The following is a 26,358-nucleotide window of genomic DNA, read 5'->3' as shown; positions in this document are numbered from 1 at the left end:
GGACGACTCGCAGACTCTAGCTCAGCAGCACCCCGGCGGTGACGCCGCCGCCGATGGCCCCGCCGACGAGCACGAACGTGCCGACGGCGACGGCCCCCTGCCCGAACGTGAGGCTGCCGAACGCCTCGATGGGGACGAGGGGCAGCGCGAGGAGGCGGAGCGCGGCGACGTGGCCAACGCTGTAGGCAACGACCTCTTCCAGGTAAGCGATGGATCCCCCGATCGGGAAGCCTCGGATCGTCGCCTCTCCCGCCTGCGTGATGAACGGCAGGTTGCGCGCGATGAAGGCGTGGGTCCCCTCGTGGGCCGCGGTGTCCAGGAACGCAAAGGTCCCCGGCGCCTCGTTGTTGGTGATCACCGGGTTGTACCGGGTGAGCCCGAGGCGGTTCAGGAAGGCCAGGCGCCCGCCGAACGGGACCCGGTTGAGCGTCGTGTGGCCACCCTGATCGCCCCAGTAGCGGAGCCACTCCCCCGGGTTGTAGAAGCGCTGCCCCGCGGCGCTCGCCGCCTCCGACGTGGCCGCGCCGGCCCCCTCGGCGACCGCGGGGGCCTCCGCGGCGACGCCGTTCGCGGCCGCGCTCGCCAGCCCTTCGGCCGGCGCCTCCTCCGCCGCGGCCGTGGCGCCGGCGCGCACCCCCGTGAGCGAGGTCATCTCGATCTCCTCCGCCGCGCCGGTCGCCACGGACTCGCTGGCGGCGCCCGCGCCGGCCGCGCCGAGCACCGCGCCGGCAGCGAGGCCGATGCCCTGCTGGATGCCGTACTGCTTCCAGCTGAAGCTCCCGGTGTGCGTGGCGCTGTAGACCACCGCGTTGCCGCCGCCGCCGATGAGCGCGTTACCGAGCGGCGCGAGGGCGCCGTCGGAGAGGACGTCGATCGCGATCCCCGCGATCACCTCGGCGATCCCGACGAGGATGCCGGCGATGACGTCGGCGACGCCGTGCCCCGAGGGGTCGACGAAGCTGACGGGGCTGTTGAGCTCGAACGCAAACCGATTGAAGACGTCCGCCTGGTAAGGGCTCGTCCCGCCAAGGGCCGTGTCGGGCGTGACGAAGCGGCCGATCGTGGGATCGTAGTAGCGCGCGCCGAAATCGTAGATCCCCGCCGTCCCGATGAGCTCACGCCCCTCGTATTTGGGACGAAAGTCGTCCGGCCCGGTCTGGCTGAAGGTGCGGCCGTAGGGCGTGTACACGACCCGGGCCTGGACCGCGCCCTGATCGTCGAGGGTGGCGCGGGTGCTGCGCTGATGGTCGCGATCGAAATACAGGATGGTGGCCGAGCCCCCGTCCGCGCCGCGTTTGACCGCGGCGGCCACGCCGAGCTGATCCTTGATGTATCTTGTCGTCTGCGTGGTCCCGTCCGCCGCGCGCGTCAGCTCGAACAGGGAGCTCGCGTAGACGGTCACCGCGCCCGCGGCGTCGATCTCGCGGAGGCGGCGGCCCTGGAAATCATAGGTGATCGTCTTGACGGTCCCCGCGCCCTCCTTGTCGATGCGGCCGATCCGGTCCAGGCCGTTGTAGGTGTAGGTCCAGGCGTCCGACCCCGAGATCTTCGAGCGCATCCTGCCGCACGCGTCGTAGGCGGCGGCGAAGGCGGGGCGCCCGGCGGACTCGCCGGATTTCACGCGGTGCGCCTCGTAGGTGAACCGGACGCCATCCTTGAGGAGGAGGTTGCCGGAACCGTCGTATTCGTACGTCAATGCGCCATACGTCGGCGCCGTCGCGGCCTTGAGGCGCTTGCTCTCGTACGAGTAGCTCTGGGAGAGATCGATCGAGCCCGGCTGCTTGTCGACGATCCGGCGGAGCTGGTTCAAGAGGTCCCACTCGTAGGCGAGGTCCACGATGTTGATCGAGGAGCCGCCTCCCTGCGCCGCGACCACCTGAGAGAGCAGCTGCCCGGCGGGGCTGTAGCCGTAGGTGGAGACGATCGCCTTGCGCGGCGCCGCGTCCTCGCCGGCGGTGACCTGCCCGGGCATGCCCAGCGTCGTGTAGGCGTCGTAAACGACGCGGGCGCTGTCGAGCGACTGCTCGGCGAGGCGGCTCTTCGCGAAGTCGCGCCGCAGCACCGACTGATCGGGGTAGGTGTACTCGCGGATGCGCGCGAGCGGATCGTAGACAGATCGGGAGACGAACGGGTCCGGTTCGCCGCCGAGGGACAGCGTCACCGTCGCGGTGTTGCCGTAGTCGTCGTATTCGTAGTCGTACTGTGACTCGAGCGCCCCGTCCGGGGTCTTGACGGTCACCCTGGTCAGGCGACCGGCCCCGTTGAGCACGCCGGCGCCATCGTACACATAGCTCACGACGGTCCCGTCCCAGAGCGTCCTCTGGAGGACCCTGCCGAGCGCGTCGTAGTCGTAGAGCGTGAGGTGATCGGCGGCGTCGGTGGTGCAGGCGAGCAGCCCGGTGTTCCCATCATAGGCCCAGATCATCGCCTTGCGCCCGAGATCGCTCGGGGTGACGTTCTGATCGGGGTTGTCGATGACGCGCTTGCGATTGAGCGAGTCGTAGGTGATCGCGTTCTCGACCCCCTCGGGGTTCGACGCGGTTGCAGGGTCGACCGCGCGGATCATGTTGCCGAGCCGATCGTAGGCGTAGGTCGTGGTCGCGTCCCCGTCCGTGGGGACGACGAGCGACTCGACCTTCATGTCCCAGTCGCAGTAGCGGAAGGTGAGCACCTTGACGTAGGGCGCCTCCGTGCCCGCCGCGTACGTGATGGTGGCGGTGCGCCCGTTCTCGTAGAACCACGTCGTGACCGCGTCCGTGGCGCCGTCCGGCCCCGCCGGGTAATCGCGGCGGGTCGGCCGCCCGAGGACGTCGTACTGAGTGCGTACGTACCGCAGGTCTCCGGCCTGCGAGCGCTGCCCGCCGGACGGGACATCGTAAGGCAGCGACTGCCTGGAGATCTGGCCGTCGGGGCCATAGTCGGTAAGGACGCCGATGACGCCCTCCGGGAGCGCGCTCTGCGAGCGCACCTCTCGAGCGCGGGCCAGGCCGTCGACGTAGCGTTGGCTCCACTGCACATCGCGCTCCGACCCCGTGGGGAAGTCTTGCAGCGTCTGTACCTCGTTGAAGATGCCGCCCGCTCCGTCGTCGCTCCAGCGCGAGGTCGAGAGCGTCACCACGGTCGCGGCGAGGAACGCCTCGCGGGCCGCCGGGAGCCCGGTCACGCCCCGGGTGACGGCGTTCGCATCGGAGACGGCGCCGGGGGGCACGGGCCCCTGGTTCGCCGAGGCGCGCCCGAAGGCGTCGAGCGCCGTGAGGGTGATCCGGCCGTTCGGGTCCTGGACGGCGACCTGGGCCCCGAAGCGTGGATCATAGCCGAAATAGCTCGTCAGCGTCTCTCCCTGCTGGTTGGCCGGGCTCGTCTCGCGGGCGACATAGGTGTTGTAATCGGACTCGAACTCATAACTCGTCACCGCGCCGCCGGGGACGGCGACGGTGAGCCGGTGGCCGAAGTCGTCGTACGTATATCGCGTCTCGAGCCAGACGCCGTTCCCGTCGTCCCACTGGCCGCTGGACTCGACGTTGCAGGTGCCGGCGGTGTACTCGGTCCTCTCGAGGCGGAGATCTCCCGGCAAGAAGCGGGTGATGTCCTCGTCGACCACGTTGGACGACACCTTGGCGTACCGCACATAGCCGAGCCGCCAGCCGTCGTCGCGGACCGCGTTCTCATAGAGGAAGTAGCGGTACACATCGTCCTCCGCGCCCTGATCCTTGCCGTCGCGGTCGACGTATCCGAGGTAGCTGGACTTCGACAGGTTGCCGTACGCGTCATAATCGTAGGTCTCGCCGAGCGAGTAGTCGTAGTGATCGGCGCCATAGTCGTAGTGATCGGCGCGGAAGCTCGTCTTCAAGACCTCCACCACCCGCTGCCGCGGGTCGGTCGCGCCGGAGGCTCGCTCGTAGACGGTGTACTCGGTGAACGAAGCGGCGAGGAGCGCGCGCTCGTCGTCGGGGACGCGCGGATCATCGCTGGTGCGACCGTCCGCCTCGTAGCGGATCTCGGCGATGGTCCCCGTCTTCGGGAACTCTTGGTTGTAGATCGTCACCTTTCGCTTCCCGCTCGAGAGATCGACCTCCTCCACCGACTTGAACCCGAGCCAGCCGCGGCCCGTCAAGTCGACGAGCGCGCCCTCGTACGTCAACGCGTAACGGTGGTCGTAGTCGAACCGGTTCACGGCTGGATCGTTGTGCTTCCCGTACCCGGAGACGACATAGAGCGCCTGGCCGAAGACGGACTGGATCGGGAACTCCGCCGGCGTCATCGGGTTCGGGAACCGGCGGCCCTGGCCCCGAGGGAAGGCGTCGCTCTCGCGGTCGCCCTCCGTGTAGACGCTCTCGTCCGAGATCGGCGCGTAGCTGATCTCGATCACGCCGCCCAACCCGTCGCGGATCGCGGTGATGAGGTTCGGGTAAGGGCCGCTCGAGACGAGGGGCGTGAGCGCCGTGAGGCCATCGATGTCCCGCGAGGAGCGGACAAGGTCGGCCTTTCCGTCGCCGTTGACGTCGGCAGGGAAGGACGCGCTCTTCGCGCCGGGCGCGCCAGCGTCCGCCGTCGGGCCTCGGACGTATCCCCCGGATCCGGTGGCGGCGAAGACGCTGAACATCAGCCGATCTTCGCCCGGAGACCGCTGGATCCACTGCTTCACGATGTCGGTCCGGCCGTCGCCGTTGAAGTCCATGGGGAACCAGCGATCGCCGAGGGACTCGTCGTCGAAGACCGAGTCCACGCCGGCGACGAACGCGCCCGACGCCGTCCCGAGGAACGTGGTGAGGTGGAGCCGGGTGCCGTCGGCCGTCGGCTCCTGCCGGAGCTGGAGCAGGTCGGCGACGCCGTCGCCATTGGCGCTCACGGGGAGGAACGTCGAGCTGCTCAGCGTCGCCGGGAGGACGGTCTCGACCTGCTCCGCGAAGGTGACCTCGTCGAGGCTGGGCCCCGACGCGATATAGGCTGTGAAGGCCACGGCGGTGCCGCCGTCGAGGCTGCGCACCCGAACGAGATCCGTCATCCCGTCACCGTTCACGTCGATCGGCCAGTACGCGATGGTGGAGGCGGTGTCGGGCGGGTCCACGGTGGCGGTCGTGGTGGTCACGAAGAGGTCTCCGCCGCTTCCGACCCGGGAGAGGTAGCAGTGGAAATAAAGCAGCGGCCCCTTGGAGAAATCCTGATGGACGTAGGCCTCGACCAGGTCGGATCGGCCGTCGCCGTTCACGTCCATCGCCCAGAACCCGATGTGGTTTGTGTTCCACGGGCTGCCGGTGTCGTACTCGCCGATGGGCGAAAAGGAGCGGCCGTCAGAGAGGAAGACCTTGAGGCGGATCGTCCCCGTGACGCCGTCCTTGTAGGCGACGACAAGATCCGCGCGACCAGCGCCGCTGACATCCATGGGGAAGAACTCGCGCGTCTCCGGGATCGCGCCGATGTTGGTGTCCGAGGCGCGCTCGAAGACGACCCCCTGCTCCGTGGATGTGGCCAGGTACGTGGTCAGGTGGATCTCTCGGTTGACGTCGGCCCAGATCTGCACGACGTCGGTGCGGCCGTCGCCGTTCACGTCCATGCCCTTCAAGGCGATCTCGGTCGCGTGCTGATCGAGGAACGACGTCGGTCCCTGGGAGAAGCCGGGCTCGATCACCTCCTGCCATACAAGGCGCGTCGCGGGCAGCGCCGGCGCTCCGTCGGAGGGAGCGCCGGTCTCCTCGATGGCCACGAGGAGGCTGTCCTGCGTGGCTCCGCTCGTGACGTAGCTCAAGGTAAGGGTCTTGACGATCTCGCCTCCGGCGAGCTCGGTGATGATCCGCTTGAGGCGGGCTCGGACGGTGATCGGCGCGCCGCCCTGGTAGCGCGTGAGCACGTCCGGCCGCGCCTCGTACTCGAAGCGGACGAAGCGGTTCGCGACCACGTCCTCGCCGTGCGAGGTGTAGGCGATGCGCTGGATGTAATACATGCCCTCGTCCCGCCCGTCGCCCAGGGGATCGGCGGTGTAGGAGAGCTCGAGCCGGTTTCCGTTGAGATCCGTGATCGAGCTCAGCGCCCAGACCCGCACGGCGTCCTTGCCGAGGGCCTCGATCCGGCTGTCCGCTGTCTCGCCGTACCCCCACGTGTCCCCCGATTTCATCGACACCGAGAAGCCTCCTTCGGGGTCGTCCGACGCCCGGACGAGCCGCCATGTCTCGAGCTCGGTGCGGTAGATCGCGCCCGGCTCGCCGTACGCTCCCCGGACGTTGATCAGGCGCTGGTTGTCGAGGCAGAGCCGGTCATCGGCGCCGTATTCGACCGCGCCGTTGAACCCGTCCACGGCGTAGGTGGCCTTGCAGCGCGTGATGGCCGACAGGCCGGTGAGCTGCCAGCCTATCCCCAGGATGCCGTTCGGCGTGCGGTGCGAATAGGTGAGGGCGAGGCGAGGCGCCAGGCCTCCGATGCCCGGCGGCACGTCGATGGCAATCGAGTAGACGGCCTGGCCGGATCCGTCGACCTGGAACGCGCCATCGATCCGGCCAGCGGCGGAGGCTGCCGCAGCGCCGTCGGAGGGATCGCGGCGGCGCGGCGGGGCGGCGCGGGTGGGCTTCATCTCTTGGGTTGCGCTGGGCGCAGCAGGGCGGTTCGACATGGGGTGACCTCTCGCGTTGACGGTGAGAGACGCTTGTCCGCGCGGCTGCGCCCGCGGTAGCGCCGGGAGGAAGCTGGAGGAGACGATCGAAGGGAAGCGCCCCGGCCCGGGGCTCGGGGCGCGGGCCAGCGGTCAGGCGATCAGCGCGCCCTGGATGCCTGCCAGCGTGTAAACGACGCCGTCAGGAAGGTTGTAGTTGGGTTGAGCGTAGAAGATCCCGGCCGCGTTGTCGGCGATCTGATAGACGGTGACGTCCTTGTCCGCGCCGGAGTCCTTGTCGCTCCACAGCTTGGCGCCGATGGTGCCCAGCCGGCACAGGTCCATGCGTACGCAGCGATAGCTCTCGATGCTGGGCTTCGCGTAGCCGGACTGCGCGACCCACCCGAGCGAGACGTAGCCCTGGGGCGGGACGGGGAACCAGATCGATCCATCGTGTTTGCCGCCGCTGCCCTTGTCGTTCCAGACGAGCCGATAGTCGATGGGAGGCGTCAGGAGCGGGAAGGGATCGTCGCTCTCCACGTTGAGCTGCTTGACGACGACCGACGAGTTCAGCGGGTCCTGGTAGCTCGACTGGGCGAAGTCTCCGACGATGTAGAACCCCTCCTCGGCCGACTTGGGCCGGAAGATCGAGATATCCATTTCGGCCCCCGAGCCGCGGTCGTCGTAAATCCAGTCGAACGAGCTCGTCGTGCGGATGATGAGGGTCGGTTCACCCTTTGACGAGGAGTCCTCCGCCGGCTGGGGTTTTACGGTCGCCGGTGTCTGGCCGCGCAGGTGGCGACTGCGGATGAAGAAATTGGGGGAGCTCTTCACGATGACACTTCCTTCCTGTGCGCTGCGTTCGCGGTTCAACGACGATCTCGCGTCGCGCGCGTCCGATCGATACGCTGCCCCTGGCCGGTGGAGCCGGTCCGAGGCTCGCGCGGCTGGGGGTCGACGCCGGCGACCGGTGCGCGCGAGGAGGCATTGCAATGACCGAGCCTGCGCCCCTCCTCGACATTCACGCGATCGGTCGGCGCGCGCTCGGCCGGCGAAGGCGAGATCTTGCCCTCACCGGCAACGGTTTGCCGAGGCGCCGCGGCAAGATCTTGCCGGCGTGCGCCGCCGCTGGGCCGCAAATTCGTCGTTGGAGCGACGCGGAGCTATGCCTGTGGGAGCGTGTCCCTTGGGCCGTCCGCCGCCGTGCCCGGCTCCGCCTCAGCTGCGTGCAAGGGGAGCTCGACGATGAAGGTGGCGCCCGCGCCTAGCTTGCTCTCGACGCGGATGGCGCCGCCGTGGGAGGTGACGATCCATCGAACGATGTAGAGGCCGAGGCCGAGGCCGCCGAAGTTGCGGACGGAGACGGCGCGCTCGAAGCGCTCGAAGATCCTGGCCTGATCGGCCTCGGCGATGCCGATGCCGTGATCGCGGACGACGAGCAGCGCGCGATCGGCCAGGCCGCGCACGACGACGTGAATGGGGGCCCCCGCGCCGTATTTCATCGCGTTGGACAGGAGGTTGATGAGGACCTGCTCCATGCGACAAGCATCCCAGTGCCCCACCACGGGCCCTTCGAGCTCGAGCTCGGTGCCACATCGGGCGTCGTCGAGCTGCTGGTGCATCCGCTCGACGACCTCGCGCGTCAGGGCCGCCAGATCGACCGGCGCGCGCGAGAGGGTCAGTCGGCCGGCGTTGAGGCGGGTGACGTCGAGCAGCTCGTTGATCAGGTGGGCGAGCCGCCCAATCTGGCGGCTCAGGACCTGGTTCGCGGCGTCGATGCGCTCCGGAGCGACCTCCGCGCGCTGGAGGCGGGGCAGGAGCCGAGCGAGGAGGTGGGCCTGCATCTTCAGCGAGGTGAGCGGTGTCTTGAGCTCGTGCGACGCGACGAGGAGGAACTCGTCACGGCGCTCGATCGCCACCCGGGCCTCGGCGAACAGACGGCTGTTGTCGAGGGCGAGCGCGGCGCGGCTCCCGAGCTCCTCGGCGAGCCACAGGTCGGCAGGGCCGTATCGGCGCCGTGGGGCCGCGGCCAGCAGGGTCATGAGGCCGAAGCGCCGGTCGCGCGCGAGGAGCGGGACGCGGAGGAAAGCGTGAACGCCGAGCTGCTCTAGGAGCGGCGCGGCGCGGACGTCGCCCACCTCGGGCCGGTCCGGCGAGGTCGCTGCAAGGGGCCGCAGCGCGTCCGCCAGCGCGCCTGCGAGCTCGGCCGGCACCCCCGCGGTGACCGTAGATCCCGGGGCGCCCGGGGCGCGGTCGGCGACGTCCACGTCGATGACGCACCGGTCGGCCAGCTCGGGTACGGCGAGCTGCGCGACGCTCTCGAGGGTGACGCCGTAGCCGAGGGCCATGAGCTTGCGGCTCGCCTCGGCGAGGAAGCGCTCGGCGAGCTCGGCCCGCTTGCGCTCGGTGATGTCGGTGGAGATGCCGCAGAGCACGCCGGGCATGACGCTCTCGCCGAGCGGGAACTTGACCGACAGGAAGGTGTGCAGCCCGTCCTCCATCATGATGTCCTCCTCGAACTCGAGCGGCTCGCCCGAGTCGAGCACCCGCCGGTCGTTGTCGGCGATGATCTCGAGGGCCGTGGAAGGGAAGAGCTCGGCGTCCGTCTTTCCGACGATCTGCTCGGCCGTCATGCCCAGGAGGCGGCCCACCTCGCGGTTGACAAGCAGGTGCCGGCCCTCGCGATCCTTGAGGTAGATGGTCGCAGCGGAGTTGTCGACGATGGCCTGCAGCGTGGCCTGGCTCTCCCGGAGCTCGCGCTCCGCCCGCCGGCGCTCCGCGTTCTCCTGCTCGATATCGGCATAGAGCATGGCGTTCTCGAGCGAGATGGCCGATTGCGAGGCGAGCAGCTCGAGCACGGTGAGCCGCCCGGGGGTGAACGCGCCGGTGACGAGCCCGTTCTCCAGGTAGAGCAGGCCGAGCAGCCGGGACTGGCGCACGATCGGGAGGCACAGCACCGATCTGGGCCTCTTCCGCGCGAAATACGCGTCCTCCGAGAACGGGTGACGCCCGGCGGCGTCGTCGAGCAGCACGCGCTCGTGGCTCCGGCGGACGTAGTTGAGAATGGATTGCGGCAGCGCCGCGGAGACCTCGTCCGCGTCGAGCAGCCGCGCCGCGCCCCCGGACGCGGTCATCGCCGCGGCCGTCGACACGCGATCTCCCCGGACGAGCAGCGCGTACCCCTCTCCGGCGCCCGCGTGCTCGACCACGATGCGCAGGAGCATCTCGAGCAGGCACGGGAGCTTGAGCTCGCCGGAGATGCTCTGGGAGGCCTTGACGATGGACAGGACGTCGAACTGCTCGGCCCGCACGGCGAAGGTGACTGTGGGTGCGATCGGCTTGCGTTCGACGAGGAAGGGATATCGCTGGTCGAGCTGATCGACCTTGGCGTGGGCGCCCCAGCGGAAGTAGGCGGCGCGGGCCTTCTGGAGGTAGGCGTCCGCGGGCGTGGACAGGCCGCGATCGCGGTAGAGCCGGGCGGCGAGCTCGCAGGCGATGGCCTCGTGCTGGACGAAGCCGCCCTCCCGCGCCGAGGAGATGGCCTGCTCGTAGAGCCCGATGGCCTCCAGGTCCTGCCCGCGGAGCCGGGCGATCTCGGCGCGGACCAGGGCGTGTTTGTGCAGGAAGTTGTCGGGGCCGCTCCTGGCCCACTCGCCCAGCTGCCGCTCGCAGTCGAGCAGCCCGTCCGGGAGCTCCGCCCGGGGCGACGGCGGCGCCGCGCGCTCCTCGTCGGCGTCGACCAGCGCGGCCAGCGCGAGCGCGCGATAATAGAAGCACTCGGCGTAGAGCGCGCACGTGTCCATCTTCCAGTCGTAATCGACGATCACATGGGCCGTCGCCGCGATCGTCTCCCGGGGGGAGCCGAGGACGAACTTCGCCTGAGCCTTCATGCTGAAGTGGAAGCAGCGAGAGACGACCGCCCCCTCCTGGCCGAGCCGCGACTCGAAGGCCGCCTGATCCAGCTCGGCGCCATCCAGCAGCGCGTAATGGGCCGGCCGCCCGCGCAGCGTCTGGATGAGGTGCCGGACGCCGAGGAGGATGTCATAGACGAACGCGTAGCCGGCCTTGCGCACGAAGCCGAGGCGGTCCTCGGTCAGGTGGAGGGCGTCCTCGAGCGGCTCGCCGGAGAGCAGCGGGAACATCGCCGCCCAGATGCAGTTGTAACACGCGTTGTTCCAGTCGCCGCCCTCCACCGCGGCGTTGAAGCCGCGGCGCGCATAGAAGCCGGTCTCCCGGTAGTGGCGCGTCCAGTAGACGATCTGCTGCCCGAACAGGGTGAACACCGCGCCCTTCGTGCCGAGGGCGTGGCCCCTGTCCGCGAGGTCGTAACCGAGCTTTCCGAAGAGGTACGCCTCACGATAACGGCCGAACAGCGGGCCGACCATCCGCGCGAAGGCGGTATACGCCTGGGCGGAGCTCTCCGCGTTGCCGTGGCGCAAGCTGAGCTTGACCATGCGCACGAGGAGCAGATAGTGCAGCTTCAGATCCACGAAGTAGGCAGGGACCATCACGCCGATCAGGACGCGCATCGCGACCTTGATCTCCGGGTGATCCATGGGGGGCAGGTCGACCAGATCCTCGATCGCCCGGCCGCCCAGGGCCTGCCAGACGCCCTCGGTCTCTTCTTCGACCTGCGCGTCGGTGACGGGGAGCGAGAGCTCGATGTCCCAGGCGCGGAGGCACGGGAGCCCGAGCTCCACGGCGCGGGCGCACTGCCCGCGGGTGACGCTCTGCGTGACGGCGAGCTCGACGACGGCGGCCCGCTCGATCTTGGTCCTCGCGCGCTCCATGAGCTCCCCGAGCAGCTGCTCGGCCTCCTCGAAGCTGCCGGTGGCGTAGGCGGCGCGCGCGCGCTCGATGCTCAGGTCGTAGGTCAGATCATACCGAGTCTCCCAGCGCTGGCCGGGATCTCGCGCGAGGAGGGCCATACCGGCGGTGAAGAGGGCGGCGGCAGACTGGTAGGCGGCGGCTGCCTTCGCCTTCCTGCCGGCGCGGAGGTTGAGCGCCGCGAGCTCGTCGCGCTCGGCCTGGGAGCCGAGGAGCGCGGCGCCGCGGTTGAGGTGGCCGACGATGTCGAAGAGCGCGTCCTCGCGCTCGTCGGCGCGCCGCGCCTCCAGGAGCAGCCGGCCGATCCGGAGGTGCACCTCGGCGAGCTGCTCTGTCGGGATGAGCGAAGTTGCGGCCTGCTGCACCCGATCATGAAGGAATCGATAGGAATCTCTCTGGGAGAGGAGCAGCCCCTCCCGCACGGCCTCCTCGAGCGCCGCGCGCAGCGCTTCTACCGGGCGACGCGCGACGATCGCGAGGGTGTCGAGGTCCACGCTGCTGCCGAGGCACGCGGCGAGCTTGAGGGCGTCCCGGGCAGGGACGGTGAGCCGCTCCAGCTTGCCCACCATCAGCTCGACGACGTTGTCGGTGAAGCCCTTGTCGCGGATGGCGGCGATGTCCCACCGCCACGCGCCCTCGTCGGCGTCGAAGGTGATGAGCCCCTCTTCGTGCAGGGCGATGAGGAACTGGAGCACGAAGAAGGGGTTGCCGGCGGTCTTGTCGTGGACGAGCTGCGAGAGCGGCTCGACCTCTTCGACCTCTGCTTCGGGCGCGTGGACCGCCTCGGCGACGAGCGCCCCGACGTGGGCCACCGAGAGCGGCGCGAGGACGATGTCGGAGACGGCGGCGCCGCGCTTCTGGGCCTCGGCCAGCGTGAGCCTCAGCGGGTGCGCGGGGCCGACCTCGTTGTCGCGGTAAGCGCCTATCAGCAGCAGGTGCGCGTCGTCGGCATGGGTGGCGAGCTGCTCGAGGAGCAGGAGGCTGCCGGCGTCGGCCCACTGCAGGTCGTCGAGGAAGAGGGCGACGGGGTGCTCCTTCCGGGCGCAGGCAGCGACGAAGCGCAGCAGCGTCGCGAGCAGGCGGCTCTGGGCCTCGGTGGTCGGGAGCTCGGGCACGGGCGGCTGAGGGCCGAGGAGCAGGGTGAGCTCGGGGAGCAGGTCGGTGAGCAGCCCGCCGCTCGATCCGACGGCCTCCCGGAGGCGCTGCCGCCAGCGCTCGACCTGCTCGTCGCTCGCGCTGAGGATCTCCTGCACGAGCCCCCGGAAGGCGTGGAGGAGGGGGCGGTAGGGGACATCGCGCTTGAGCTGCTCGAACTTGCCGGAGAGGAAGAAGCCGCGCTCGCGCACCACCGGCCCTCGAAGCTCGGCGACGAGCGACGACTTGCCGATGCCCGAGTAGCCCGACACGAGGAGGAGCTCTGGCCGGCCGTTCGCGACGACGCGCTCGAAGGCCGCGAGCAGCGCGTCGATCTCGCGCTCGCGGCCGTAGAGCCGCTGCGGGACCTGGAACCGGTCGGAGACGTCGCGCCCACCGAGCGCGAAGGGCGCGATGGCGCCGCTCCGGCGCAGCTCGGCGGAGCACCGGTCGAGATCGTGGCGCAGGCCGAGCGCGGTCTGATAGCGCTCCTCGGCGGCCTTGGAGAGCAGCTTGAGGACGACCGCCGAGAGCTGCTCGGGGATCGAGGGCACGAGCGCGTGCGGCGCTCGGGGCGTCTGGGCGATGTGGCAATAGACCCACTCGACGGGGTCGCTGGCCTGGAAGGGCAGGGTGCCAGTCAGCACCTGGTAAAAGGTGACGCCGAGGGAGTACAGGTCGGTCCGCTCGTCGATACGGCGGTTCATGCGGCCCGTCTGCTCCGGCGCCATGTACGCGAGCGTGCCCTCGATGAGCCCGTCGTGCGCGAGCGCCTGGGCCTCGCGGGGCGAGAGCGAGGCGATGCCGAGATCGGTGATCTTCACCTCGTCGGTGTCCGGATTGTAGAGCAGGTTCTGGGGCTTGATGTCCTTGTGGATGACGTGCCGGCGGTGGAGCTCGGCGAGCGCGCCGGCGAGGCGGAGAGCGAGGGGGAAGAAGCGGTCGATGGGCATCGGCCCACCGAGGAACCGGTCGAGCGAGTGGCCGCCGAAGTCCTCGAGGACCAGGGTCATCTGATCGCGGAACGGCTCGATGCCGTACGCCTCGACGACCGCGGGCGACGTGAGCGCCCTCGCGACCTCCAGCTCGTGCTGGAGCCGGCCGAGGGCGTGCGGGCTGGCGTGGTCGCGCCGCAGGGCCTTGAGCACCACCGGTCGGCCGTCCTCCTCGCGCCGCGCGCGGTAGAGGATGGTGTCCGCACCTTGGTGCAGCACCTCCAGCACGCGGTAACGTGGACTATCGGGCATAGGAAGATCTTCGAAAACCGGGGCGCCGGCGGCGTGTCGCGATTCAGCTCGGTACACTGCCAAAAGCGCTGCGCTTCGTCACGAGCAAACGACGACGGGATCTCGCGCCGGCCCGCCTGCGGCGCCGCCGTCATTCAGGGCGGAGCGCCGCGGAGCGTCGTACCTGGACAGCACCTCACGGGTGCGATCCAACAGACTGGCGTCCACGGTACGACAGCTGACATGCTGTCTCTCGACGGGGAGAGCGCGGGCCTACGCCTGCGGGAGGAGGGCGCCCTGGCCGTCCGTCGCTGCCTCTGCCGCGCGCAAAGGCAGCTCGACGATGAACGTGGCGCCAGCGCCCGGCTTGCTCTCGACGCGGATGGTGCCGCCGTGGGAGGTGACGATCCAGCGCACGATGTAGAGCCCGAGGCCGAGGCCGCCGAAGTTGGAGACGGAGACGGCGCGCTCGAAGCGCTCGAAGATCCTGGCCTGATCGGCCTCCGCGATGCCCATGCCGTGATCGCGGACGATGAGCAGCGCGCGCTCCGGCTCGGCGCGCACGCTGACGTGAATGGGGGCTCTGGCGCCGTATTTGATAGCGTTGGACAGGAGGTTGATGAGGACCTGCTCCATGCGAGAAGCGTCCCAGTCCCCGACCACGGGCCCTTCCAGCTCGATCTGGGGGCGGCAGCGCGCGTCCGCGAGCTGCTGTCTCATCCGCTCGACGGCCTCACGCGTCAGGGCCGCCAGATCGACCGGCGCGCGCGAGAGGGTCAGCCGGCCGGCGTTCATGCGGGTCACGTCGAGCAGCTCGTTGACCAGGTGGGCGAGGCGCGCGATCTGACGGTCGAGGAGCCGTATCGCGGCGTCGATGCGCTCCGGGGCGACCTCGGCGCGCTGGAGGCGGGGCAGGAGCCGGGCGAGGAGGTGGGCCTGCATCTTCAGCGAGGTGAGCGGTGTCTTGAGCTCGTGCGACGCGACGAGGAGGAACTCGTCGCGGCGCTCGATCGCCGCCTGGGCCTCGGCGAAGAGACGGGCGCTGTCGAGCGCGAGCGCCGCACGGAACCCCAGCTCCTCGGCGAGCTGCAGGTCGGCGGGGCGGTAATGGCGCCGTGGCGCGGCCGAGAGCAGGGTCATGACGCCGAAGCGCCGGTCGCGCGCGAGGAGCGGGACGCGGAGGAAAGCGTGAACGCCGAGCTGCTCGAGGAGCGGCGCGGCGCGGACGTCGCCCACCTCGGGCCGGTCCAGCGAGGTCGCTGCCAGGGGCCGCAGCGCGTCCGTCAGCGCGCCTGCGAGCTCGGCCGGCGCGCCCGCGGTGACCGTGTGTCCCGGGGCGTGGTTGGCGAGCTCCACGTCGATGACGCACCAGTCGGCCAGCTCCGGCACGGCGAGCTGCGCCACGCTCTCGAGGGTGGCGCCATAACCGAGCGCCATCAGCTTTCGGCTCGCCTCGGCGAGGAAGCGCTCGGCGAGCTCGGCCCGCTTGCGCTCGGTGATGTCGGTGGAGATGCCGCAGAGGGCGCCGGGCATGACGCTGTCGGCGAGAGGGACGTTGACCGACAGGAAGGTGTGTGGCCCGTCCTCCATCATCACCTCCTCCTCGAACTCCATCGGTTCGCCCCTGTCGAGCACCTGCCGGTCGTGATCGTTGACGATCTGGGCGAGCGGCGCAGGCAAGAGATCGGCGCTCGACTTTCCGAGCATCTCCTCGATCGGCGTGCCCAGGATGCGGCTCACCTGCCGGTTGACGAGCAGATACCGGCCCTCGCGATCCTTGAGGTAGATGGCCGCTGCGGAGTTGTCGATGATGGCCTGCAGCGTGGCCTGGCTCTCGCGCAGCTCGCGCTCCGCCCGCCGTCGCTCCGCGTTCTCCTGCTCGATATCGGCATAGAGCATGGCGTTCTCGAGCGAGATGGCCGACTGCGAGGCGAGCAGCTCGAGCACGGTGAGCCGCCCCGGGGTGAACGCGCCGGTGACGAGGTTGTTCTCCAGGTAGAGCAGGGCGAGCAGCCGCGACTGGCGCACGATCGGGAGGCACAGCACCGATCTGGGCCTCTTCCGCGCGAAATACGCGTCCTCCGAGAACGGGTGACGTCCGGCGGCGTCGTCGAGCAGCACGCGCTCGTGGCTCCGGCGAACGTAGTTGAGCACGGACTGCGGCAGCGCGGCCGGAGGCGCGTCGCGCGCGTCGGGCAGCCACACCGCGCTGCCCGGCGTATCGGGCGCCGCGGTGCACAGGCGTTCGCCCCGGACCAGGAGGACACACCCCTCCTCGGCGCCCGCGTGCTCGACCATGGTGCGCAGGAGCATCTCGAGCAGGCGCGGGAGCTTGAGCTCGCCGGAGATGCTCTGAGAGGCCTTGACCACCGACAGGACGTCGAACTGCTCGGCCCGGACGGCGAAGGTGACGGTGGGCGCGATAGGCCTGCGCTCGATGAGGAAGGGATATCGCTGATCGAGCTGATCGACCTTGGCGTGGGCGCCCCAGCGGAAATAGGCGGCGCGCGCCTTCTGGAGGTAGGCGCCCTCGGGCGTGGACAGGCCGCGATCGCGGTAGAGCCGGGCGGCGAGCTCGCAGGCGATGGCCTCGTGCTGGACGAAGCCGCCCTCCCGCGCCGAGGAGATGGCCTGCTCGTAGAGCCCGATGGCCTCCAGGTCCTGCCCGCGGAGCCGGGCGATCTCGGCGCGGACCAGGGCGTGTTTGTGGAGGAAGTTGTCGGGGCCGCTCCTGGCCCACTCGCCGAGCTGCCGCTCGCAGTCGAGCAGCTGCTCGGGGAGCTCCCGCGGCGGGGAATCGCGCTCCGCGTGCGGCGCGCTGGAGAGGGCCGCGAGCGAGAGCGCGAGGTAATAGAAGCTCTCGGCCATGAGCGCGTGCGGCTGGTTCCAGAAGGGTTGCTCGGTGACGACCCGGGTCGCCGCCGCGAACGCCTCCCCGGGAGCGTCGAGCACGAAGAGCGCCTGCGCCTTCAAGCTGTAATAGAATTCGCGGGTGGTCTCCAGCGCTCCCTCCTTCAGCCGCGCCTCGAAGGCCGGAGGATCCAGCTCGGAGCCGTCGAACATCGCGAAGCGGACCGGCCTCCCGCGCAGCGCCTGGATCATGGCGTGGGCGCTGAGGAGGGCGCCGTGCGCGAACGCGAAGCCGGCCTTGCGCACGAAGCCCAGGCGCTCTTCGACCTCGTGGAGCACGTCCTCCAGCGCCTCGCCCGAGAGCAGGTGGAACAGCGCGTCCCACGTGCAGTTGAAGCACGCCATGCTCAGCGCGCCGGACTCGATCGCGGCGCTGAAGCCGGCGCGCCCGTGCGGATACGTCTCCCTGTAGTGGCGTGTCCAGAAGGCGACATGGTGTCCAAAGGTGGCGAACACCATCGATTTCGTGGTGAGGAGGCCGCTCCTCTGCGCCAGGTCGTGGCCGAGCTTGCCGAATCGATAGGCCTCCTGGTATCGCCCGAACCTCGGGCCGAACATCCTCGCGAACGCCGTGTACGCGACGGCGGAGCTCTCGGCGTTGCCGTGGCGCAGGCTGAGCTGGACCATCCGCAGGAAGATGAGAAAGTACAGGTTCGGGGTCATGAAGGACGCGGCGATGCCCGCGCCCTCCAGGACACCCATCGTGAGCTTGACCTCCCGGTCGGTCATGGGCGGCAGATGGATCAGGTCCTCGATCGCCCGGTCGCCCAGGGCCTGCCAGACGCTCTGCATCTCCTCTTCGAGCTGCGCGTCGGCGGGGAAGCGCGGAAGATCGATGTCGCAGGCGCGCAGCCACGAGAGGCCGGTCTCCACCGCTCGGGCGGATTGCCCGTGGATCATACGGAGCGTGACGATGAGCTCGACGGCGGCGGCCGTCTCGGTCCTCGTCCTCGCGCGCGCCATGAGCTCTTCGAGGAGCGGCTCGGCCTCGTCGAAGCCGCCGTTGATGTACGCGGCGTGCGCGCGCTCGAGCGTCAGATCGTAGGTCAGCTCGTGCCGCGTCTCCCAGCGGTCTGGCGCGAGCAGCGAGAGGCCGGCGGCGAAGAGCGCGGCGGCGGACTGGAAGGCCGCGGCGGCCTTGGCCTTCCTCCCGGCGCGGAGGTTGAGGGCGGCGAGCTCGTCGCGCTCGGCCTGAGAGGGGATGAGCGCGGCGCCGCGGTTGAGGTGGCCGACCACGTCGAAGAGCGTCTCGTCGGGCTCCTCCGCGCGCCGTGCCTTCAAGAGCAGCTGGCCGATCCGGAGGTGCACCTCGGCGAGCTGCTCTGCCGGGATGAGCGAGTAAGCGGCTTGCTGCATCCGGTCGTGGAGGAAGCGATAGCCAGCGCCTCGACGGAGGAGCAACCCCTCCCGCACGGCCTCCTCGAGCGCGTCGCGGAGCTCCGCCTCATTCCCGTCCGTGACCACCGCGAGGGCGTCGAGCTCCACGCTGCTGCCGAGGCACGCGGCGACCTTGAGCGCGTCTTGCGCAGGGGCCGAGAGCCGCTTGAGCTTACCGGTCATCAGCTCGGCGACGTTGTCGGTGAAGCCCTTGTCGCGGATGGCGGCGATGTCCCACCGCCACGCGCCCTCGTCGGCGTCGAAGGTGATGAGCCCCTCTTCGTGCAGGGCGATGAGGAACTGGAGCGCGAAGAAGGGGTTGCCGGCGGTCTTGTCGTAGACGAGCTGCGAGAGCGGCTCGACCTGCTCTTCAGGCGCGTGGATCGCCTCGGCGACGAGCGCCCCGACGTGGGCCGCGGAGAGCGGATCGAGGACGAGCTCGGAGACGGCGGCGCCGCGCTTCTGGGCCTCGGCCAGCGTGAGCTTCAGCGGGTGCGCGGGGCCGACCTCGTTGTCGCGGTAGGCGCCGATCAGCAGGAGGTGCTCGGAGCCGGTATAGGTGGCGAGCTGCTCGAGCAAGAGGAGGCTGGCCGCGTCGGCCCACTGCAGGTCGTCGAGGAAGAGGGCGACGGGGTGCTCCTTCCGGGCGCAAGCGGCGACGAAGCGCTGGAGCGCGGCGAGCAGCCGGCTCTGGGCCTCGGTGGGCGGGAGCTCGGGCACGGGCGGCTGAGGGCCGAGGAGCAGGGCGAGCTCGGGGAGCACGTCGGCGAGCAGGCTGGCGTCCTGGCCGAGGGCCTCGCCGAGGCGCTGCCGCCAGCGCTCGTGCTGCTCCTCGCTCGCGCTCAGGAGCTCCCGCAGGAGCGCCCGGAACGACTGGAGGAAGGCGTGGTAAGGGACGCCGCGCTTGAGCTGCTCGAATTTGCCGGAGAGGAAGAAGCCGCGCTCGCGCACGACGGGCCTGTGCAGCTCGGCGACGAGCGACGACTTGCCGATGCCCGAGTAGCCCGACACGAGCGCGAGCTCCGGGCGGCCGTTCGCGACCACGCGCTCGAACACGGCGAGCAGCGCCTGCACCTCGCGCTCGCGGCCGTAGAGGCGCTGCGGGACCTGGAACCGGTCGGAGAGATCGCGCTCACCGAGCGCGAAGGGCTGAATGGATCCGCTGGCCTGCCACCCTGCGAAGCACCGGTCGAGGTCGTGGCGCAGGCCGAGCGCGCTCTGGTAGCGCTCCTCTGCGGCCTTGGAGAGCAGCTTGAGGACGACCGCCGAGAGCTGCTCGGGGATCGAGGGGACGAGCGCGTGCGGCGCTCGGGGCGCCTGGGCGATGTGGCAATAGACCCACGCGACGGGGTCGGTGGCCTGGAAGGGCAGGGTGCCAGTCAGCACCTCGTAGAACACGACACCGAGGGAGTACAGGTCGGTCCGCTCGTCGACACGGCGGTTCATGCGGCCCGTCTGCTCCGGCGCCATGTACGCGAGCGTGCCCTCGATGAGCCCGTCGTGCGCGAGCTCCTGGGCCTCGCGGGGCGAGAGGGAGGCGATGCCGAGATCGGTGATCTTCACCTCGCCGGTGTCGGGGTTGTAGAGCAGGTTCTGGGACTTGATGTCCTTGTGGATGATGCGGTGACGGTGCAGCTCGGCGAGCGCGCCGGCGAGCCGGAGGGCGAGGGGAAAGAAACGGCCGGGGGGCATCGGTCCGTGGCCATCGAGCAGCCGGTCGAGCGAGCGGCCGCCGAAGTCCTCCAGGACCAGGGTCATCTGGTCGTGGAACGGCTCGATCCCGTAAGCCTTGATGACGACCGGCGAATCGAGCGCCCTCGCGACCTCGAGCTCGTGCTGGAGCCGGCTCAGGGCGCGGGGGCTGGCGTGGTCGCGCCGCAGGGCCTTGAGCACAACCGGCCGGCCGTCCTCGTCGCGCCGCGCGCGGTAGAGGATGGTGTCCGCACCTTGGTGCAGCACCTCCAGCACGCGATAACGTGGACTATGGCGCATAGGAAGATCTTTGAAACGCCGGCCGCCGGCGGCGCGCTGCGTTTCAGCTGGGTACACTGCCAAAAGCGGTGCGTCACGTCACGAGCAAACGGCTGCGCGTCCTCGCGCCGGCTCGCCCGCGGCGACGCCTCCAACCATGCACGGTGATGGCGGGGACGGAAAGGGGGCGTGTTCGTCGTGATGGCGGAGCGAGAGCGCCTCCTCGCACGTCACGCCAAAGGCAGCTCGACGATGAAGGTGGCGCCCGCGCCGGGCTGGCTCTCGACGTGGATGGCGCCGCCGTGGGAGGCGACGATCCATCGAACGATGTAGAGGCCGAGGCCGAGGCCGCCGAAGTTGCGGATGGAGACGGCGCGCTCGAAGCGCTCGAAGATCCTGGCCTGATCGGCCTCGGCGATGCCCATGCCGTGATCGCGGACGAGGAGCAGCGCGCGATCGCCCTCGCGGCGCACGACGACGTGAATGGGCGTCCCCGCGCCGTATTTCATGGCGTTGGACAGGAGGTTGATGAGGACTTGCTCCATGCGAGAAGCGTCCCAGTGGCCGACCACGGGCCCCTCCAGGTCGAGCTCGGTGCGGCAGCGGGCGCTCGCGAGCTGCTGTTTCATCCGCTCGACGACCTCGCGCGTCAGGGCCGCCAGATCGACCGGCGCGCGCGCGAGGGTCAGCCGGCCGGCGTTCAGGCGGGTGACGTCGAGCAGCTCGTCGACGAGGTGGCTGAGGCGCGCGATCTGGCGGCTCATCACCTGGTTCGCCGCGTCGAGGCGCTCCGGGGCGACCTCGGCGCGCCGGAGGCGGGGCAGGAGCCGGGCGAGGAGGTGGGCCTGCATCATGAGCGAGGTGAGCGGTGTCTTGAGCTCATGCGAGGCGACGAGGAGGAACTCGTCGCGGCGCTCGATCGCCTCCTGGGCCTCGGCGAACAGGCGGGTGTTGTCGAGCGCGAGCGCCGCGCGTAGCCCGAGCTCCTGGGCGAGCCACACGTCGGCGGTGCCGTACCGGCGCCGGGGAGCGGTCGAGAGCAGCGTCATGACGCCGAAGCGCCGGTCGCGCGCGAGGAGCGGGATCCGGAGGAAGCTGTGAACGCCGAGCTGTCCGAGGGAGGGCGCGGCGCGCAGGTCGTCCACCTCGGGGCGGGCAGGCGAGGCCGCCGCCGGCGGCCGGAGCGCGTCCATCACGGCGCTTCCGAGCTCGGCCGGCGCGCCTGGGGTGACCGCGTGTCCCGGGGCGCCTTGCGCGAGGCCCACGTCGATGACGCACTGATCGGCCAGCTCGGGCACGGCGAGCTGCGCGACGCTCTCGGGGGTGGCGCCGTAGCCGAGGGCCATGAGCTTGCGGCTCGCGTCGGCCAGGAAATGCTCGGCGAGCTCGGCGCGCTTGCGCTCGGTGATGTCCGTGGAGATGCCGCACAGCACGCCGGGCAGGACCTCCTCGCCGAGAGGGAACTTGACCGACAGGAACGTATGCGGCCCGTCCTCCATCATGATGTCTTCCTCGAACTCCAGCGGCTCGCCTGTGTCGAGCACCCGCCGATCGTGATCGCCGATGATCTCGGCGAGCGCGGCCGGCAAGAGCTCGGCGTCGGTCTTTCCGAGGAGCCGAGAGCTCGGCAGGCCGGCGATGTGGCTCGCCTGGCGGTTGACGAGCAGATATCTGCCCTCGCGATCCTTGAGGAAGATGGCCGCAGCGGTGTTGTCGACGATGGCCTGGAGCGTGGCCTGGCTCTCCCGGAGCTCGCGCTCGGCCCGCAGGCGCTCGGCGTTCTCCTGCTCGACATCGGTATAGAGCATGGCGTTCTCGAGCGAGATGGCCGACTGCGAGGCGAGCAGCTCGAGCACGGTGAGCCGCCCGGGGGTGAACGCGCCGGTGACGAGCCTGTTCTCCAGGTAGAGCAGGCCGAGCAGCCGGGCGCCGTGCACGATCGGGAGGCACAGCACCGATCTCGGCCTCTTCTGCGTGAAATACTCGTCCTCCAGGAAAGGATGCCTGCCGGCGGCGTCGTCGAGCAGCACGCGCTCGTGGCTGCGGTGAACGTAGTTGAGGACGGATCGCGGCAGCGCGGCTGAAGACGCCTCGCGCGCGTCGAGCAGCCGCGCGGCGCCGCCAGACGTTGAGGACGCCGAGATCGCCGCGGCGGTCGACAGGCGACCCTCCCGGAGCAGGAGCACATAACCCTCCTCGGCGCCCGCGTGCTCGACCACGACGCGCAGCAGCGTCTCGAGCAGGCGCGGGAGCTTGAGCTCGCCGGAGATGCTCTGAGAGGCCTTGACGATGGACAGGACATCGAACTGCTCGGCCCGGACGGCGAAGGTGACCGTGGGCGCGATCGGCTTGCGCGGGGCGAGGTGGGGATAACGCTGGTCGAGCTGATCGACCTTGGCGTGGGCGCCCCAGCGGAAATAGGCCGCGCGGGCCTTCTGCAGGTAAGCGTCCGCGGGCGTCGCGAGGCCGCGCGCGTTGTAGAACCGGGCAGCGAGCTCGCAGCCGATGGCCTCGTGCTGGACGAAGCCGCCTTCCCGCGCCGACGCGATGGCTTGCTCGTAGAGCCGGATGGCCTCCGACTCGTGCCCTCGGAGCCGGGCGATTTCGGCGCGGACCAGCGCGTGTTTGTGGAGGAAGTTGTCGGGGCCGCTCCTGGCCCACTCGCCGAGCTGCCGCTCGCACTCGAGCAGCTGCTCGGGGAGCGCCGGCGGCGGGGAATCCCGCTCCGCGTGCGGCGCGTTGAAGAGGGCCGCGAGCGCGAGCGCGAGATAATAGACGCTCTCGGCGATGACGGCGTGCGGGTCGGTCCTGAAGGGGTGCTCGGTGACGACGGGGGTCGCCGCCGCGGACGCCTCTCCGGGAGAGCCGAGCACGAAGAGCGCCTGCGCCTTCAGGCCGTAATAGAAGTCGCGAGCGATCGCCAGCTCTCCCTCCTTCACCCGCGCCTCGAAGGCCGGCGGATCCAGCTCGGTGCCATCGAGCATCGAGAAGCGGACCGGCCGCCCGCGCAGCGCCTGGATCACGGCGTGGGCGCTGAGGAGGACGCCGTGCGCGAACGCGTAACCGGCCCTGCGCACGAAGCCGAGGCGCTCGTCGACCTCGAGGGACACGTCCTCCAGCGCCTCGCCAGAGAACAGGCGGAACTGCGCGTCCCACATGCAGTTGAAGCACGCCATGTTCAGATCGCCGGACTCGACCGCGGCGCTGAAGCCGGCGCGCGTGTACGGATACGTCTCTCTGTAGTGGCGTGTCCAGAGGACGACATGCTGTCCGAAGAGGGTGAACACCATCGATTTCGTGGTGAGGAGGCCGCTCCTCTGCGCCAGGTCGTGCCCGAGCTTGCCGAACCGATAGGCCTCCTGGTATCGCCCGAACCTGGGGCCGATCAGCCTTGCGAAGGAGGCGTACGCGAAGGCGGAGCTCTCGGCGTTGCCGTGGCGCAGGCTGAGCTTGACCATGCGCAGGACGATGAGAAAGGGCAGGTTCCGGTCCACGAAGGCCGCGGGGATGCCCGCGCCCTGCAGCACGCCCATCGTGATCTTGCTCTCCGGGTGCGTCATGGGGGGCAGATGGATCAGGTCCTCGATCGCCCGATCGCCCAGGATCTGCCACACGCTCTTCGTCTCCTCGTCAATCTGTGCGTCGGTGGGGCGGAGCTGGAGATCGATGTCGCAGGCGCGAAGCCACGCGAGCGCGATCTCCACCGCGCGGGCGTATTGCCCGCGGGTGACATTCAGCGTGACGACGAGCTCGACGACGGCGGCGGCCTCGCTCCTGATCCTCGCGCGCTCCATGAGTGCTTCGAGGAGCCGCTCGGCCTCGTCGAAGCCGCCGGTGATGTACGCGGCGTGCGCGCGCTCGAGCGTCAGGTGGTAGGTCAGCTCGCGCTGCGTCTCCGAAGAGGCCGGCGCGAGCAGGGAAAGGCCAGCGGCGAAGAGCGCGGCCGCGGACTGGTACGCCGCCGCGGCCTTGGCCTTCCTGCCGGCGCGGAGGTTCAGCGCGGCGAGATCGTCCCGCTCCGTCTGGGAACGGATGAGCGCGGCGCCGCGGTTGAGGTGGCCGACGATGTCGAAGAGCGCCTCGTCGCGCACCTCGAAGCGCTGCGCGCTCAGGAGCAGCCGGCCGATGCAGAGGTGCACCTCGGCGAGCTGCTCGGCCGGGATTAGCGAGGTTGCGGCTTGCTGTACCCGGTCATGGAGGAATCGATAGGCGCCGCCTTGGCGGAGGAGCAGCCCCTCCCGCACGGCCTCCTCGAGCGCGTCGCGGAGCTCCGCCGCTGGACGGCTGGCGACCACCGCGAGGGTGTCGAGGTCCAGGCTGCTGCCGAGGCACGCGGCGAGCTTGAGCGCGTCGCGCGTCGCGACCGAGAGCCGCTTCAGCTTGCCCACCATGAGCTCGACGACGTTGTCGGTGAAACCCTTGTCGCGGATCGCGGCGATATCCCACCGCCATGCGCCCTCGTCGGCGTCGAAGGCGATGAGCCCCTCTTCGTGCAGGGCGATGAGGAACTGGAGGACGAAGAAGGGGTTGCCGCCGGTCTTCTCGTAGACGAGCTGCGAGAGCGGCTCGACCTCTGCTTCGGGCGCGTGGACCGCCTCGGCGACGAGCGCCCCGACGTCGGCGGCGGAGAGCGGATCGAGGACGAGCTCGGAGACGACGGCGCCGCGCTTTCGGGCCTCGGCCAGCGTGAGCCGGAGCGGGTGCGCGGGGCCGACCTCATTGTCGCGATACGCGCCGATCAGCAGCAGGTGCTCGGATCCGGTGTAGGTGGCGAGCTGCTCGAGCAAGAGGAGGCTGGCCGCGTCGGCCCACTGCATGTCGTCGAGGAAGAGCGCGACGGGGTGCTCCTTCTGGGCGCACGCCGCGACGAAGCGCTGGAGCGTGGCGAGCAGGCGGCTCTGGGCCTCGGCGGGCGGGAGCTCGGGCACAGGCGGCTGGGGGCCGAGGAGCAGCACGAGCTCGGGGAGCACGTCGGCGAGCAGGCTGCCGTCGGGGCCGAGGGCCTCCCGGAAACGCTGTCTCCAGCGCTCGACCTGCTCCTCGCTCGCGCAGAGGATCTCCTGAAAAAGCGCCCGGAACGCCTGAAGGAAAGGACGGTAGGGGACATCCCTCGCGGTCTGATCGAACTTGCCGGAGAGGAAGAAGCCACGCTCGCGAACGACGGGCCTGTGCAGCTCGGCGACGAGCGACGACTTGCCGATGCCCGAGTAGCCCGAGACGAGGACGAGCTCTGGCCGGCCCTGCGCCACCACGCGCTCGAACACGGCGAGCAGCGCTTCGACCTCGCGCTCGCGGCCGTAGAGCCGCTGCGGGACCCGGAACCGGTCGGAGAGATCGCGCTCACCGAGCGCGAAGGGCTGAATATCGCCGCTCGCTTGCCACCTTGCGAAGCACTCGTCGAGGTCGTGCCGCAGGCCCGCCGCGCTCTGGTAGCGCTCCTCGGCGGCCTTGGAGAGCAGCTTGAGCACGACCGCGGACAGGAGCGGTGGAATCGAGGGGGTGAGCGCGTGTGGCGCGACCGGCTTCTGCGCGATATGGCAATAGACCCACTCCACGGGGTCGGTGGCCTGGAAGGGCAGGGTGCCAGTCAGCATCTCGTAGAAGGTGATGCCGAGGGAGTAGAGGTCGGTCCGCTCATCGACCCAGCGGTTCATCCGGCCTGTTTGCTCCGGCGCCATGTACGCGAGCGTGCCCTCGATGAGGCCGTTGTGGACGATGTCCTGGGATTCGCGGGGGGAGAGGGAGGCGATGCCGAGATCGGTGATCTTCACCTCGCCGGTGTCGGGGTTGTAGAGCAGGTTCTGGGGCTTGATGTCCTTGTGGATGACGTGCCGGCGGTGCAGCTCGGCGAGCGCGCCGGCGAGGCGGAGGGCGAGGGGGAGGAAGCGCCCTGGGGGCATCGGCCCGTCGCCATCGAGCAGCCGGTCGAGCGAGCGGCCGCCGAAGTCCTCCAAGACCAGCGCGACCTGGTCGCCGAGCGATTCCATCGCGTAAGGCCTGACGATCGCGGCCGTGTCGAGCGCCCTGGCGACCTCGAGCTCGCGCTGGAGCCGCTCGAGAGCGCGGGCGCTCGTGTGATCGCGCCGCAGGACCTTGAGCACCACCGGTCGGCCGTCCTCGCTGCGTCGCGCGCGGTAGAGGATGGTATCCGCACCTTGGTGCAGCACCCCCAGCACGCGGTAACGTGGACTATCGGGCATGGGAAATGTTGAAAAGCCGGCCGTCGGCGGCGTACCGCGGTTCAACTCGGTACACTGTCAAAAGCACTTCGCCTCGTCCCGAGCAAACGGCGGCGCGCCCTCGCGCCGGAGCGCCCGCTGAAGTGCCGGG

Annotated in this window: 5 protein-coding genes; all 5 read right to left on the bottom strand. The window is 70.0% G+C overall.

Annotation, left to right across the window (positions count from 1 at the left end; genetic code table 11):
* Positions 1–16: 16 nt before the first annotated feature.
* The 5 genes from WME90_RS28625 to WME90_RS28605 all read right to left on the bottom strand — a co-directional run bounded on the left by WME90_RS28625 (position 17) and on the right by WME90_RS28605 (position 26,228).
* Positions 17–6,565, bottom strand: coding sequence for an RHS repeat-associated core domain-containing protein (locus WME90_RS28625; RefSeq protein ID WP_437275192.1), 6,549 nt, complete (start codon positions 6,563–6,565; stop codon positions 17–19).
* Between the two features lie 171 nt (positions 6,566–6,736).
* Positions 6,737–7,417 (bottom strand): Vps62-related protein, encoded by a 681-nt coding sequence (locus WME90_RS28620; protein ID WP_437275191.1) that lies wholly within the window; start codon positions 7,415–7,417, stop codon positions 6,737–6,739.
* Between the two features lie 329 nt (positions 7,418–7,746).
* Positions 7,747–13,791, bottom strand: coding sequence for an AAA family ATPase (locus tag WME90_RS28615; RefSeq protein WP_437275190.1), 6,045 nt, complete (start codon positions 13,789–13,791; stop codon positions 7,747–7,749).
* Between the two features lie 252 nt (positions 13,792–14,043).
* Positions 14,044–20,049: an AAA family ATPase gene (locus WME90_RS28610; RefSeq protein ID WP_437275189.1), complete on the bottom strand. Its 6,006-nt coding sequence runs from the start codon at positions 20,047–20,049 to the stop codon at positions 14,044–14,046.
* Positions 20,050–20,258: 209 nt separating this feature from the next.
* A complete protein-coding gene (locus WME90_RS28605; protein ID WP_437275188.1) occupies positions 20,259–26,228 on the bottom strand; it encodes an AAA family ATPase in 5,970 nt (1,989 codons plus the stop codon).
* Positions 26,229–26,358: the final 130 nt, after the last annotated feature.

The sequence above is a fragment of the Sorangium sp. So ce375 genome (genome assembly GCF_051473855.1).
GTDB lineage: Bacteria > Myxococcota_A > Polyangia > Polyangiales > Polyangiaceae > Sorangium.
This window is presented reverse-complemented; position numbering and strand designations above follow the sequence as displayed.